General features: G+C 47.6%; 16 protein-coding genes. 8 read left to right on the forward strand and 8 right to left on the reverse strand.

Going from position 1 to position 13,949, the window contains the following annotated elements:
• Window positions 1–17: 17 nt before the first annotated feature.
• The 3 genes from ACYVFD_RS15455 to ACYVFD_RS15465 form a co-directional block, all read right to left on the reverse strand.
• On the reverse strand, window positions 18–752 hold the full coding sequence (locus tag ACYVFD_RS15455; protein WP_461091088.1) for a GAF domain-containing protein: 735 nt from the start codon (window positions 750–752) through the stop codon (window positions 18–20).
• A gap of 180 nt (window positions 753–932) precedes the next feature.
• Window positions 933–2,012 (reverse strand): helix-turn-helix transcriptional regulator, encoded by a 1,080-nt coding sequence (locus ACYVFD_RS15460; protein ID WP_461091089.1) that lies wholly within the window; start codon window positions 2,010–2,012, stop codon window positions 933–935.
• 349 nt (window positions 2,013–2,361) lie between these two features.
• Window positions 2,362–2,493, reverse strand: a complete 132-nt coding sequence (locus tag ACYVFD_RS15465) for a hypothetical protein (protein ID WP_461091090.1) — start codon at window positions 2,491–2,493, stop codon at window positions 2,362–2,364.
• Window positions 2,494–2,638: 145 nt separating this feature from the next.
• Here ACYVFD_RS15465 and ACYVFD_RS15470 point away from each other — a divergent pair, with 145 nt between their 5' ends.
• The 7 genes from ACYVFD_RS15470 to ACYVFD_RS15500 all read left to right on the forward strand — a co-directional run bounded on the left by ACYVFD_RS15470 (window position 2,639) and on the right by ACYVFD_RS15500 (window position 9,486).
• Window positions 2,639–3,742, forward strand: coding sequence for a slipin family protein (locus ACYVFD_RS15470; protein ID WP_461091091.1), 1,104 nt, complete (start codon window positions 2,639–2,641; stop codon window positions 3,740–3,742).
• A gap of 132 nt (window positions 3,743–3,874) precedes the next feature.
• On the forward strand, window positions 3,875–5,416 hold the full coding sequence (locus ACYVFD_RS15475) for an RtcB family protein (RefSeq protein WP_461091092.1): 1,542 nt from the start codon (window positions 3,875–3,877) through the stop codon (window positions 5,414–5,416).
• A 161-nt stretch (window positions 5,417–5,577) separates the two neighbouring features.
• Entirely contained in the window at window positions 5,578–6,381 is an 804-nt protein-coding gene (locus ACYVFD_RS15480; RefSeq protein ID WP_461091093.1) for a TIGR02391 family protein, read from the forward strand.
• Window positions 6,382–6,451: 70 nt separating this feature from the next.
• Entirely contained in the window at window positions 6,452–7,105 is a 654-nt protein-coding gene (locus tag ACYVFD_RS15485) for a TMEM175 family protein (protein WP_461091094.1), read from the forward strand.
• A gap of 272 nt (window positions 7,106–7,377) precedes the next feature.
• A complete protein-coding gene (locus ACYVFD_RS15490; protein ID WP_461091095.1) occupies window positions 7,378–7,941 on the forward strand; it encodes a dihydrofolate reductase family protein in 564 nt (187 codons plus the stop codon).
• 14 nt (window positions 7,942–7,955) lie between these two features.
• Window positions 7,956–8,522, forward strand: coding sequence for a Crp/Fnr family transcriptional regulator (locus ACYVFD_RS15495; RefSeq protein ID WP_461091096.1), 567 nt, complete (start codon window positions 7,956–7,958; stop codon window positions 8,520–8,522).
• A 61-nt stretch (window positions 8,523–8,583) separates the two neighbouring features.
• Window positions 8,584–9,486 carry an alpha/beta fold hydrolase gene (locus tag ACYVFD_RS15500; protein ID WP_461091097.1) on the forward strand — a complete coding sequence of 301 codons (903 nt, stop codon included), beginning with the start codon at window positions 8,584–8,586 and terminating at the stop codon, window positions 9,484–9,486.
• Window positions 9,487–9,508: 22 nt separating this feature from the next.
• Here the strand turns inward: ACYVFD_RS15500 and ACYVFD_RS15505 are convergent, their stop codons facing one another.
• From ACYVFD_RS15505 to ACYVFD_RS15525, 5 genes are all read right to left on the reverse strand, one after another.
• Window positions 9,509–9,883 carry a hypothetical protein gene (locus ACYVFD_RS15505; RefSeq protein WP_461091098.1) on the reverse strand — a complete coding sequence of 125 codons (375 nt, stop codon included), beginning with the start codon at window positions 9,881–9,883 and terminating at the stop codon, window positions 9,509–9,511.
• Window positions 9,884–10,221: 338 nt separating this feature from the next.
• Entirely contained in the window at window positions 10,222–10,584 is a 363-nt protein-coding gene (locus tag ACYVFD_RS15510; protein ID WP_461091099.1) for a hypothetical protein, read from the reverse strand.
• A 103-nt stretch (window positions 10,585–10,687) separates the two neighbouring features.
• Window positions 10,688–11,806, reverse strand: coding sequence for a DUF3089 domain-containing protein (locus ACYVFD_RS15515; protein WP_461091100.1), 1,119 nt, complete (start codon window positions 11,804–11,806; stop codon window positions 10,688–10,690).
• Between the two features lie 18 nt (window positions 11,807–11,824).
• A complete protein-coding gene (locus ACYVFD_RS15520) occupies window positions 11,825–12,622 on the reverse strand; it encodes a LytR/AlgR family response regulator transcription factor (protein WP_461091101.1) in 798 nt (265 codons plus the stop codon).
• A gap of 19 nt (window positions 12,623–12,641) precedes the next feature.
• Window positions 12,642–13,703: a sensor histidine kinase gene (locus ACYVFD_RS15525; RefSeq protein WP_461091102.1), complete on the reverse strand. Its 1,062-nt coding sequence runs from the start codon at window positions 13,701–13,703 to the stop codon at window positions 12,642–12,644.
• Here ACYVFD_RS15525 and ACYVFD_RS15530 point away from each other — a divergent pair.
• Window positions 13,702–13,827 (forward strand): hypothetical protein, encoded by a 126-nt coding sequence (locus ACYVFD_RS15530; protein WP_461091103.1) that lies wholly within the window; start codon window positions 13,702–13,704, stop codon window positions 13,825–13,827. The genes ACYVFD_RS15525 and ACYVFD_RS15530 overlap by 2 nt on opposite strands.
• Window positions 13,828–13,949 lie beyond the last annotated feature (122 nt).

The raw sequence follows: 13,949 nt of genomic DNA on the forward strand, positions 1-13,949 counted from the left end.
CCCATTGCCTAAGCGAATCAATCGAGTAACTGTATCCGATTCAAACCGCCCTCAACGACCCGTAGTCTGCTGATCGCTTCATTAAGTAATGATTTAATGGTTTCGTAGTCCGGATTGATGGCTTCGGTAATCAATTCCACAATGGTCTGATGAAGTTGCAGCACTTCGGGCCTGACTTCCTCTCTGGCAATGGCGGCAATCTTCTCTAGTTCCGCATTCCGTTGTTCCAACAGATTTTTTATGGTGCTGAGGGCCTTGTTGGAGCGCCGGAGTTCGAGCAAATTGACAACCTGCTTACCCAGCACTCGTAATGATTTCAACTGCGACTCATTGAGCTGCTTCGGGACATGGTCGATCACGCACAAAGAGCCCAGTGGGAAGCCCTCTTCATTGACCAGCGGAACACCCGCATAAAATACAACATGTGGGTCACCTGTCACCAGTGGATTGTCGGCAAAGCGGGCATCCTGCCGGGAATCGGGGACAATAAATATTTCGGTTGGGTCAATAATGCTATGGGCACAGAAGGAATACTCACGCGGTGTTTCGCGCGTGTCCAGCCCATGGTTGGATTTAAACCACTGTCGCTGATCATCAATAAGACTAATCAGCGAAATAGGTGTTTGACAGATTTCAGACGCTAACGTAGTGATATCATCATAGTCCTGTTCTGGCAATGTATCGAGGATATTGTAACTTCTTAACGCATCAATTCGATTCGATTCATCAGGCAGTAATGGGGCAATCAGCATTCGTTCATTAATCAGGTTAGTTCGATGACAAAGCTACACCCAAAGCGAGCTATTGGACACAAAAAGGCACTTTTTAGTAAGTATATTTACTACTCGTATTCATTTGGTAAGCACACAGGCAATTTTGATAACTAAACAGCCATTTTTATATACAAACAATATCCATTACTCAAACTATAGTCAGGAATGTATCGAATCGGAATCAACTGTATCGGAATGCGAATTAGTGGTAACAATACTTTTTCGCCCATGGTCAACATAGGCATCGGCAGCTAGCTGAAGTCGCTTCTGGATCGACCGGCGGAGTCGTTCGGGTTCAAGAACAACCATCCCTTCTCCAAAGCCCAGGATTTCTTTTTCCAATTCAAAATTATGCTGCACACATAACCGGATTACGATTCCTTCACTGGTACGCTCCAACACCTCCTGCGAGTGATGAAGTGGCTTGGTCTCTACATAAGGCGCATGGCGGTCCGTAACAAACAGCTTCACCCTGATCGGCCGCATATTATCGCTGACCGACACGCCGATGACATCCCGGTAGTAGAGTTCAGGATCGATATGACTGACAGCATAATCGACTTCAGCAACCGGAGTTACCGACAGCATACGGTCTAGAGCCAGGTTCATAATTTGTCCTTTCCCGTCCCGCACGCCCACGGCAAACCAACGGTTTTTAAACTCTTTCAGCCACCATACATGGAATGTAAACGTCTGCGGCAACCGGGCCGAAAACGACTGATATTCGATAGCGACAGCCTGCTTTTGAATAACTACCTGATACAGTACGTCCAGGAAATGAAGCCCTTTCAGTCCCTCATTTTTCTCAAAATCAATGACAGGAACGGACTTTTGAGCCGTCGAATACACATAATCCTCCAGTTTCTGTACCACCTCGTTCAGGGCCGTAAAGTGCGAAAAGCCTTTAAACTGCTTCAAGACCTCAACCGCTTCATTCATCCGAAGCAAGTCCCCGTCCGACAACGGAATGTTTGTAATACTATAGACCGGGTCGTCGTAGGTATAGTATTTTTTGTCGATGACAACGATGGGTGCGAAATAGCCCAGCTTATCGCTCCGCATCATCTGCAAATCGGCCTGAATAGTCCGGCGGCTAATGCCTTTGTCGATGCCTTCGTACTCATAGAGTGCTTCCGACACCTTTTCAATCAGGGCGTCCAGCGTCCATTTGCGCTGCCGATTGCGCAGGCAGGCATCCAGTGTTTTATAGCGAATCAGAGCATTTCGGTTGGCAGGCATGGTGGTTGATTATTAGCTATAGGCAATAGTTGTTCATCTTTAGCCAAATTTTTTGAGAAAAATGAAAAAAATTTCTGAACTGCGCAAAAAGACTGCGCAGTAGCCTAAAACCTTTGCAACGACGGTTCGCCGTTGCGACGGAAACGTCGATACTCAAACCAGATGTGGGTTTCTGTATAGCCCCATAGTATCGCAGCCACTGGCTGATACCGATATGCTGTTGGGTATAGATGCGTTCTGTCTCTATATGCAGGTTCGAATCCTGCAGTCAACTTAAGGGAAGTTGATCCATTGGTTGGGAAGACGGCCACTTCTAAAAAGGCCACTATAGTCCATAATCAGCCAGGAGCTATCGGGTTACGCCATCGGTTCGCCGGGCGGGTAACCATTTAGTCTGGGCCAGCAGGCCGATGCCACGTTTGTCGGTGTACGCTGCTTTGCCGAATACAGACTGGTCGAATCGTTGCCACCTAAAGAACAACCGTTCTTTAACCAATCAACTTTCGACCCGACTCGTTCGCCAAATCTTCGTACCAACACAATCGCCAACCGGCTTCCGCCAAGGCTAAATCGATAGCTCTGACCTGGTTATTCGTGTAGCAACCATTTACAAACACCATATAACTATGAAAACTGTACGCATCCAGGCCTGGCAAATCGGGCTTTTGTTCAAACAGGGCGGGTATAAAAAACTGCTTTCGGAAGGAGCCCATTGGGTATGGCCGAATGAGACCGTCTATGTCTACAACAAGGGAGAGCGGTTACAGAATCCCCCCTGCGATCTGGACGTCTTACTATCGTATCCGGAGGTAGCTGCCGCGCTCGATGTGGTTGAGGTGAACGATCATGAAATTGCGCTGCAATACGAAAAAGGGCTTTTCCAATCCATCCTGCCCAAAGGCCGCTGGGCTTATTGGAAAGGTATAAAACAGTACGACTACCTAAAAGCGGACTTAAGTCAGCTCGATATTCCAGCGTCTATTGACCTTGCGTCACTGATGCCAACGCCCTTGTCAGCCTATGTACGCACGTACACCGTAGAAGCGCATGAGCAGGGCGTTCTGTTCATCGACTGGACATTCGAGCGAGTGCTCAAGCCGGGAGTTTATTACTGGTGGAAAAACAATACGCCCGTTCATGTACTGAAAGTGGATACACGCCAGCAACAGATGGAAGTGTCGGGTCAGGAAATTCTGACCAAAGACAAAGCCTCACTACGTCTGAGTTTTTATGTTCAGTTTCAGGTGCAGGATGTGATCAAAGCACTGGTCGAGAACAAGGATTACGATAAACAGGTATATGTGGCAATTCAGTTGGCTCTGCGTGAGTATATCGGTGGTCAGACGCTCGATGAGTTGCTGGATAAAAAAGGAGAGCTTGCTCCTTTTGTACTGGAAGCCACGGCGGGCAAAGCCGCTGAACTGGGTGTCGACTTGCGGAACGGTGGAGTACGCGACATTATCCTGCCAGGCGACATGCGCGACATCATGAACCAGGTGCTGATGGCCGAAAAGAAAGCCCAGGCCAACAGCATCATGCGACGGGAAGAAACCGCTTCGACCCGAAGTTTGCTGAACACGGCCAAGCTGATGGAGGACAACGATATGCTCTGGAAGTTGAAAGAGATGGAGTACGTCGAGAAAATTGCGGATAAGATCAGTTCGATTTCCGTATCGAACGACGGCTCTATGGTCGATCAATTAAAACAGATTTTCGTCCGCAGAACGTAACGCGGACATCTTGTCCGCATGGTGTAATTTGAGAATAGTTCTGACAATGTGATTACTGCCAGAACTATTCTTAGTTATCAAACAAATACTGACTACTTTAATATTATGCGGACAGGATGTCCGCGTTACACCATGGAAATACCAATTTCAATCGAGGATATTTTAACGCTCGGGCCTATTCCTGAGTCGTTGCACAACACCTTTCTTCGGGTAGCCAACGGGCTGGTTCAACGGGCCAATTACCCGAAGGAGAAAGTGATGGGGTTGCTGGCGCAGATGCTCCAAAATCCAAAAAAATTCGCCTACTCGAAAAACAAGGTAACCAATCTGGCTCGGGCCATTTATGACCTGAACAAACAGGGTATTGCCGTACCGCTGAGCGAAGCGGGAGCTACGTACCTTCCGCCCGAACCGGCACCGTACGCCCTAAACGCGAGCGGTACGCAAACTGAACAAACGTTCGACCTGCGTACCGGGCCATTGCCATATGCTGTGTTTGGCCGGGAAAATATCGAAGACGGCGCTTTGAAGCAGATGGAAACAGCCGCCAGCCTACCTATTTCGGTAGCGGGTGCGCTGATGCCGGATGCCCACCAGGGGTACGGCCTGCCCATTGGTGGTGTATTGGCCACGGATGCGAATACGGTGATTCCGTTTGCCGTTGGGGTCGATATTGCCTGCAGGATGTGCCTGTCCATCTTCGACTTACCACCCGCTTATTTGAAACGGGAACCACATCTGTTGAAAAAGTCGCTGGTGGAGCAAACCAAGTTTGGCATCGGTGGCGAAACACGGCAGAAGTTCGACGAATCGGTGATGGACTTGCCCGAATGGACGGCCACGAAAGTGATTCGCGACCTGAAAGATAAAGCCTACCGCCAACTCGGAAGCTCGGGAACGGGCAACCACTTTGTAGAATGGGGTATTGTTGAGGTCTACGAACAGACAGACGCCCCCGAAACGACCGGCCTGAACCTGCCTCCAGGCGAGTATCTGGCTTTGTTGTCACACTCGGGTTCGCGCGGGTTTGGGGGTAACGTGGCAACGTATTACTCCAAACTGGCCATGCTGAAAACGAAACTGCCCAAGCAGGCAGCGCAACTGGCCTGGCTCGACCTCAACACCGAAGCAGGGCAGGAATACTGGATTGCGATGAATCTGGCGGGTGAGTATGCGTCGGCCAACCACCACGAAATCCATAACAAGCTGGCCAAAGCGTTGGGCGAAAAACCGCTGGTGATGATCGAAAACCACCACAATTTTGCCTGGAAGGAGCAAATGCCGGATGGCCGCGAGGTGATTGTCCACCGAAAGGGAGCAACCCCCGCCGGACCGGATGTGCTGGGGATCATCCCCGGCTCGATGACCCAGCCCGGCTTTGTGGTACGAGGACGCGGTGACGCCGAATCGCTCAACTCAGCCTCGCACGGGGCCGGGCGACTGATGTCGCGGACGCAGGCGTTCAACAACATTACGAACTCGCAGTTGAAGAAAGCCCTGGAAGCGGCTGATGTGCAGTTGATTGGTGGTGACCTCGACGAAGCCCCGATGGTTTACAAAAACATCGAAACCGTCATCGGCGCCCAGCACGACCTGGTATCCGTATTGGCGAAGTTCACCCCCAAAATCGTCCGCATGGCCGACGCCAACCGAAAAGAAGGCCGCGAAGATTGATGCTTATTTTTTACCTTCCCGAAAGCTTCGAGCTTTCGGGAAGTTTTTAGGTTATCCGCTCATTTAACTTTAGTAAATACTCACGTTTGTCAGTGCATTTGCTAAAAAATTAAATAGGAATTTTCACATATATTTGGTTAATAGGAATTTTACAACTACCAATGGCAAGCAAAATATTTGACCCTATTGACGGAGGAACGTTAGAAGGAATAGCTAAAATTTTAGCTCATACAGATTACGGTTTGACAGGGGCAGAGCTTTCCAAATTCATCTCTGAAGCGGTCTTAATGGATATAGATCCTACGAACACTAAATGGAAAAGGCTTTACAATAGTTTTGTTGACTTTCAGAACAGGACACAAACATCCAACAATATTTTAAAATTCATAAATATAGCAATGAAGCCTTCTCGCTTTATTGGGCAAAAAGAAAAGTTCGATTTTATTAGAACTGAGTTAAACAAAAGGCTGTCATTTATTGGATTAATTTTAAATGAATCAGCTATTTTCAACCCTATTGAAAAATCTAAAACAATTACAGAAGCTGAAATACGGGTTAATCGCTTTAGGTCTAAACTTGAGAGTAGAAGTATATATACAAAAATCTACAATTACTGTAATACAGAGCTTATTAACGAAAATTATTTCCATTCAGTTTTTGAAGCAGTAAAAAGCATCGCAGAAGAAATCAGATTAAAAATAAGTTTAACAACAGACGGTTCAGAACTTGTAGAACAAGCTCTGTCGGTAAATAATCCACTACTAAAAATAAATAGCTTAGCAACTGAAACAGAAAAAAGCGAACAAAAAGGTTTAGTTAATTTAATAAAAGGCGTTTTTGGTATGTTTAGAAATACAATAGCTCATACTCCAAAAGTCGTGTGGAATATTACAGAAGACGAAGCATTGGACATTATGACAACGATTTCTTTGATACACAAAAAATTAGAAAAAGCTAATCGCTAACTTGGTATTTCTAGAAGACAGGTAGGTAAATTTATCATAACCGTTTTCGCTAATAAATAACCATACAAACATGAGCGAGAGTAAAGAACGGGAGATTCCTTATGAGCGGATGTTGTTTTTTAGCGATGCCATCGTGGCTATTGCTATTACGTTGTTGGCGTTGGATTTAAAACTCGAACTTCCCGAAGGCCATCATCTGACGTTTCCGGATTTACTACTGCCCTGGAAAAACTATCTGGCGTTTTTTCTTTCGTTTATCAACATAGCCAGTTTCTGGCGCACCCATCATCAGATGTACACGTACATCCATAAGATGAATGAGCGCACCATGAGTTACAACATCGGCTGGTTATTTTTTATTGTTACCCTGCCCTTTGCTACCAGCGTACTGAGCACGCATTTTGGCGATTCGGCCGCTATTTTCTTATACAGCCTGAATATTTTCGCGCTATCTATTTTTCAAAATTTCATCTGGGACAGTTCTGATTTCAAGAATGACTTTATTGATACACAAAAACTGTCGGGCGAAGAGCGGGGCCGGTTTCGCATCATGTTCAATCTGGATATGGCCAATGGATTAGTGTGTGTTATCTTAAGTTTTTTCGTGCCAAAAATTGCTTTTTTTCTTTTGTTCTTTAAAGTGCCTGTTTTCTTCTTCGCCACGCTTTACATTGCCAATCAACGACGTAAAGACATCAAGCTCGAACGGGAAAATCGAAAGTAAGTGACTTATAGTAGCACGGACGGTCGGCCGATGCCGTAGAACCCGCGATTTTAAACTAAATCGCGGTTGGAAACGGTATTACTACTCTCATAAGTAGGTCATTGAAAATACATTAGATTATTTTTTGTCATGCTGACGAAGGAATCGGACCGCCGAAGCGACATCTTAAAGCTGCCTACCGAAGATGCCGCTTCGGCGGTCCGATTCCTTCGTCAGCATGACAAAAAACGCATATGCAGAATACTCTAAACTATTTGTGCTTGAGTACTTACATGACAACAGACGCATTCAACCTAACGATTCATATGGTGTCGAGCCTGGATGGGAAGATTGCCAAAAAGGACAATAGCGTTTCCTGGTTCGAAACGTCGGACCACTACGAGAAAGGCATTGAACTGACCGAACAAGCCACCGCAGATTTTCTAAAAACCATCGATTGCTATGTAATGGGCGCCCGTACCTACGAGCACGCGCTGGAACTATCGAAATCGTATGGCTGGGCCTATGGCGATGTACCAACCATTGTTGTCACAAATCGGGAGTTGCCCATCGAGCGGCCCAATATTGAACGCTATTCGGGCGATTTGAGCATACTGGTGAACGAACGCCTAAAACCAGCCTACAAAACCGTTTGGGTAGTCGGGGGAGCCGAGCTGGCTAAAGAGTTCATTCGATTGAAACTGGCCGATGAGATACGCTTGTCCATTCTGCCGGTTATTCTGGGCGATGGCCTTTTATTTTTTGACCAATTCGGGCAGGAACAGGCGCTGCATCTACGCGATGTTCGAGCTTATAAAAGCGGCATGGTTGAACTTTATTATGAGATACGAAAATAGGCGATCAACCTGCCATGGAATTACACGATTATTTAAACCGCTTTCACGATATAAGCCCGGCAGATTTTACGCTGCTGGCCGATAAACTCAGGACCCGGTCGTTTAAGAAAGGGGAATTCATAGTTGTTCCGGGGCAGGTTCAGCGAGAGCTTTATTTTGTAAAAAGTGGTGTGCAGATGTCCTATGTCGACACCGAAATCAAAACACACGTTATTGCCTTCACCTACTCGCCAAACTTGTGCGCCATTCCGGAATCATTTTCGTTTCAGGCCCCTTCACGCTATTACCTTTCCTGCCTGACAGACAGCGAATTGGATTACATCACGTTTGAAGATTTACAGAAACTGTTTGATCAATCGCATCCTATAGAACGCCTGTTTCGAAAACTAACCGAATATATTCTGGCAGGCATGATTAACCGCCATATTGAGCTGCATTCCACAACGATTGACATACGATACAAACTGTTTTGCCAACGAAGTCCCCATTTGCTGCAACTGGTTCCCCACAAATACATTGCTTCTTACCTGGGCATCGATCCTACCAATTTTAGCAAGCTGTTCAACAACGTGAAGTTCTGATGTTGGTATAGACCAAGATTTATGTTCTGAATGCCGGAGAACTTTGTCGAAAAAACAGCAAATGACAAAACACTGGCTCAACACCGCCGAATACCCGTTTACATCACACTTCATGACGATCAACGGGCAGCAGTTGCACTTCGTTGACGAAGGAAAGGGCAACACCATCCTATTTGTGCATGGTACTCCCTCCTGGAGTTTCGATTTTCGCAACATCATCAAAGCACTATCAGTCAATTTTCGCTGTGTTGCCATTGACCACATTGGTTTTGGGCTATCCGACAAACCCGCCGATTACGATTACTCAACCCAGAATCATAGCAGGACGCTCGAGCGTTTTGTATTCGAACAAAAATTGGAGAACATTACGTTGGTTGTTCATGATTTTGGAGGCCCTATAGGCTTAAACTTTGCCATAAAGCATCCTTATCTGGTTAAAAATCTGGTGGTCCTTAATTCCTGGTTATGGAGCAGCAACGAAGACCCCGATTTTATCCGATTTAGCAAACTGCTGAAAAGCCCGCTGTTACCCTTTTTATATCGTTACCTCAACTTTTCGGCCCGATATATTTTACCCAACTCATTTGGCGATCATAAACTACCCCGGCATTTAGTCCGTCAATATACAAGGCCGTTTGCCAACAAGGCGCAACGAAATGGCCCTCTGGCATTCGCCAAATCGTTATTGACCGATCAGGATTGGTTTGAGGAGCTATGGAGTCGAAGGCAGGCCATTTCATCTAAGCCAACGCTGTTTATCTGGGGTATGAAAGACCCCGTAATCAAACCCCAAAACCTTACCAAGTTTATGTCCGGGTTTCCCAATTCAACAAAAATTGAACTTGAAACAAGTGGGCATTTCCCTCAGGAAGAACAACCTTTGCCAGTAGCCAACTCTATTCTCGATTTCTTATCGAAAACAAAATCTACAGCCCAAATAGGACTACTGGAGAGTACTCACTAACAACCGGTAGCGGAACTCCCGATCACTGCCGACGGCGTTCGCGCATGGCACTCCGCATTTCGTCCCGCAGCGCTTCATATTGCTTGTACTGCTCTTTATTCAGCACGTCTTTCATCTCTTTATCCTTACTTTTCATAATCGACCGGGCTTCGCGCATAGTCTTGAGGTTGCGTCCGCCGGTTTCCATCAGCGACTGAACCTGTTTGGCGTATTTCAGATTGATGTCGGCCACCGACGTTTCCTGCTCTGTCGACAGTTTGAGTACTTCCTTCATACGGGCAGTCTGGCGGCTGGCGCGTTCTTCGGGGGTTCCCATCTGCCGTTGCTGAGCAAACGACACAAATGAAAACAGGACAAACAAAACCGATAAAATGGTAATCAACAGGTTGTTTTTCATAAAAATTAATTGATTGGTTGTTCACTAAAATCGTTTGGCGAACCTACTGTAAACCAAACCGCTCGTTTCTTCGAGCGTTCGTCCGCGATTAAGCTCGCGGATGCCTGAGGTCCGCGTCTGCGACGCGAAAGGGAAAAATTAGCTACTACTCAAAAGCGTCACAGACGCGAATCTCGGCATCCGCGATGCAGTCGCGGGCGAGCCTGCATTAGTTGACGATACAAACCTACTTATTCCCGAAAACAACAGCTGAAAAAACTCAGGTGAAGGCGACAGATTGACTGGTCAACTGACCGGAAGGCCAATCGAAAGCTAGTAAGAAGCTGTTTGGATATTACTCAGTGATGAGGCACCGTTTTTTGATCGCGCTGGTACATGCGATAGGCAGCAAAAAGGTAGGCAATGCTGGCAATCAGGTAGGCGAAGGGCAGGGCTTTCTTGCCATCCTGAAAATACATGGCACTGACTATCCCCAGCACAATGGCCTCGATAAAAAACACCAGTCCGTCGAAACTTTTAATGTGTCTGGCCAATCGATGGTGCAGGAGCGTAAGACTAAAGACACCCAGACCGATGACAATAAGCGTCCAGCCAGTTGCCGGGTGATGGTGGTCAATTTTATCGACGCCTTTAATCATAATGACGACGCCCGCCAGGACATGAGCCATTTGCTTACGCGTTTCTTTGGATAGTGCTGCCATCGGGCCGTTTTCAGTAAAAAGAGGTAACTACTTTCGGGAAGGATATGTAAGTATACAAATAAAACTCATTTCATATCTGTTACCACTTGGGATTTACCCATTCTTACCGTTTATGCCTCTCTACGAATGCCTGAACCCGCTGCCGGACATTCTCCCGAATGTCCATCCAGAACAGGTTGTAATCCAGCACATGCAGGTTTTTCATCCGTTTTAATCGATCGTCGATGCCGTTGGGTAAACTAACCCACAAAATAGCCGACTGGGGTTCAATACCAGCCCCGACGGTATGCGACAGCAGCTCATTGAAACCTCGCAGCGCCCCCCTGTGCTGGTCGTTGGATGCCCATTGGGCTGAGCTTGTCCAGGTCAGTGGATTGACACAGAGCGAATTCCCATTTTCTTCCTCAATGATCCGGGGAATCTCGCCTTTCTGATACGAACGCCAGCCAACGACGCAGCCTGTTGCGCTGGGCGAATCCCCACAGGGCAACTGTTTAAACGCCCGTTTCTCAATCTGATAGCCTACTACATAGGCGCAGACCAGTTGCTGTTGAAGCGGTTTCCCATCAAAAAACTCCTGCAACAGCCGAATCGCATGTAAACTTCCCTGACTGTGCGACGCAATCACAATCGGTCGGCCGTGATTGTCGTGATCGAGGTAGTATTGAAACGCCTTTTTGATGTCGCTGTACGCCAGATCGAATGCCTGTTGCGCACGGGGTGAGTTCCGAACAAAAAATGCTTTCAGGCTAGCTTGTCGATACCGTGGCGCAAACACCCGGCAACTCCCATTAAAAACCGATGCCTGGTATAAGATAGGTCGCAGGTCGGTCGTGCGATTGAGTGCCGTATCGCTCAGGTCGGCATTCCAGGCCGAGTTTCGTAGCTCAGCCAGCAGATTAGTCCGTTGTTGAGTCGGGGCAGACGCATCGACTTCCGAATGAATTCCCGTTCCGAAGGTTGTTGGGTGAATAAAAAATACATCGGCCAGCGTATCGCGTTGTTCGGCTTTCAGAAAAGCCGGAATACTATCCGATACGTCATGCTTGTGGGGTGAAGCGGCCCAGTAATACAGGTTGCTATAATCCGGTGACGGGCCAGTTGTGGGAGCCGCATTTCGGTCGAAATTCCGTTCCATCATCTGTCGCATGAACCTCCCCTGCTGGGCCAGCGCGATTTGTGCCATCAGTAAGGTAACGACTAAAAAAAGGTTGTTTTTCATGCTGATCGATCGTAACGTCTAAAACGCTTCCATCCATTTTTTGAACTGACTCACCCGGTCTTTGCTGATCAGCACCTGAACACTAGCCTCGGGTTGAAGTCGAAGCTGGAGCCGCCCGTTGAAATACAGTTCGGCTTCCCGAATGCTGCTGCGGGCCACGATAAATTGCCGATTGGCCCGAAAAAATTGTTGCGGATCGAGTTGAGTTTCCAGCTCTTCCAGATTCAGATCGACAGGGTAGCTGATGGCCCGTTCCGACAATCGGCGTTCGGTATCCCGATCAAAGAGGGTTGCCGATACCAATCCCCCTTCAATGGCGAAATAGGCCACGTCAGCTACTTTAATGGGCAGTAACTTATCCCGAAACTGTAGTAAGAAACTTTGCCGATATGTCTGCGTCAGGAAGGCTCGCCCACTTAGCAAGGTCTGCATCTGCCGAATCAGATCATCGGTCGCCGGTCGGGCTAGCGTTCTGTATTTATGCAGACTCGCTTCCAGCGACTCCCGGTCGATGGGTTTCAGCAGGTAATCGATACTGTTGTGCTTAAACGCCCGAATGGCGTATTCATCGTAGGCTGTCGTGAAAATAATCGGGCAGGGCACCGTCACGGTTTCGAGCAGTGAAAACGACAGTCCATCGGCCAGTTGAATATCGGAAAAAATAAGATCGATTGTCGGCAACGTTGGCCACTGTGCCCGCCCGTCTTCTACGCTATCGATCACACCGACGACCTGAAGCTCTGGCTCTATTTCGCGAAGCAAGGCTATGATATGGCTGGCGGCCGTTTGCTCATCTTCAATAATCAATACACGCATGACGGTTTATAGATTTCGGTTACGATAGGCGATTTACTGGCTGCTCGGACGTGAGCGGAATTATTGGCAAAAGCACCGCAAATTCATCTTTGGTACGAACAATCTGAATTGATTTGCCGGTCAGCAGCCGATACCGACTATCCAGATTCGACAGTCCACTCCCCATACCATCAATTGGTTCCGATTTGGGTTGATTGACGTTGCTAACAACAATACATTCATTGGTAGTATCCACTGTCAGACGGATGGTGAGTGGGCGAGCGTTCGAGACAACGTTGTGTTTGACGGCATTTTCGATCAGTAATTGCAGCGCCATCGGCGGAATCTGCCAGGACGCCTGGGCTGGCAGCGCATTTTCGATGCACAGATTATCGCCAAACCGAATACTTAGCAGATACGAATAGGCGGCTGTAAACTGCATTTCGTCGGCAAATGGGACCAGCGTCTGTTGCTGTACCTGTAGCGAGTACCGTAACACCTGCGATAGTCTGGCCAGATACTGCTGACTTCTCGGTCCCCCTTCGCGAATGAGTGAGCTCAGGGCGTTGAGCGAGTTGAACAGAAAATGCGGATTAAGCTGAGCTCGCAATGCGTCAAGCTGAGCTTGCAGGCTCTGCTGCTTCAACTGCTCATTTTCGGCTTGCATAGCCCGGTTCTCCTGAAGAACGGTCAGGAAATAACCAATTGGCAGGGCGGTTACCCAAACGAAAAAACTTCGAAAGAAGGATGTTATAACTACCAGCATGGGCCGATCTGGATACCAGACCACCAGCAAAACCGCAAACGCGCCCGTTAAAAAAACGTAAAAGAGGAAGTTGATTCCATACCATCCAAGTAGACCCAAACGGGTGCGGTAAAGCTTTCGACCGAGAACATACCGGTTGAGTTCGATAATGAAGAACGCAAAGAGAACATGAAAAATCAGTCGACTTACAGCCAGCCCTGGTCCTACGTCGGGGGCTCCCGGCAAAAAAGACAAACGCGCCTTGGCCGTTAATCGCAACAACGGCAGGTTCACCAGTACCCCGATAATCAGCGACGCCACGCCGGCAATCTGTCGCCACGACAAACGAACATTCATGACCCAAGATACGCAGGAGCGAAGATTTTGCTGGCTGTACGTTGGTGAAGCTGACAAAGGAGTGGCTCAGACCGAAAATCTGGCGGGTCAGCTTTCATGCTTTTATGCGGCTGGTTTCGTCTGATAGGGTTACTAAGCGTACATAAGAGACGCGAGGTATCGGCGTAACGGCGCAACGGTCTCTACAAATCCAATTTAAAAGGGTATTTTACACAGGCAGGATACTTTTTCACAACGGAAACGCAT

This window comes from Spirosoma gilvum, from assembly GCF_054776815.1.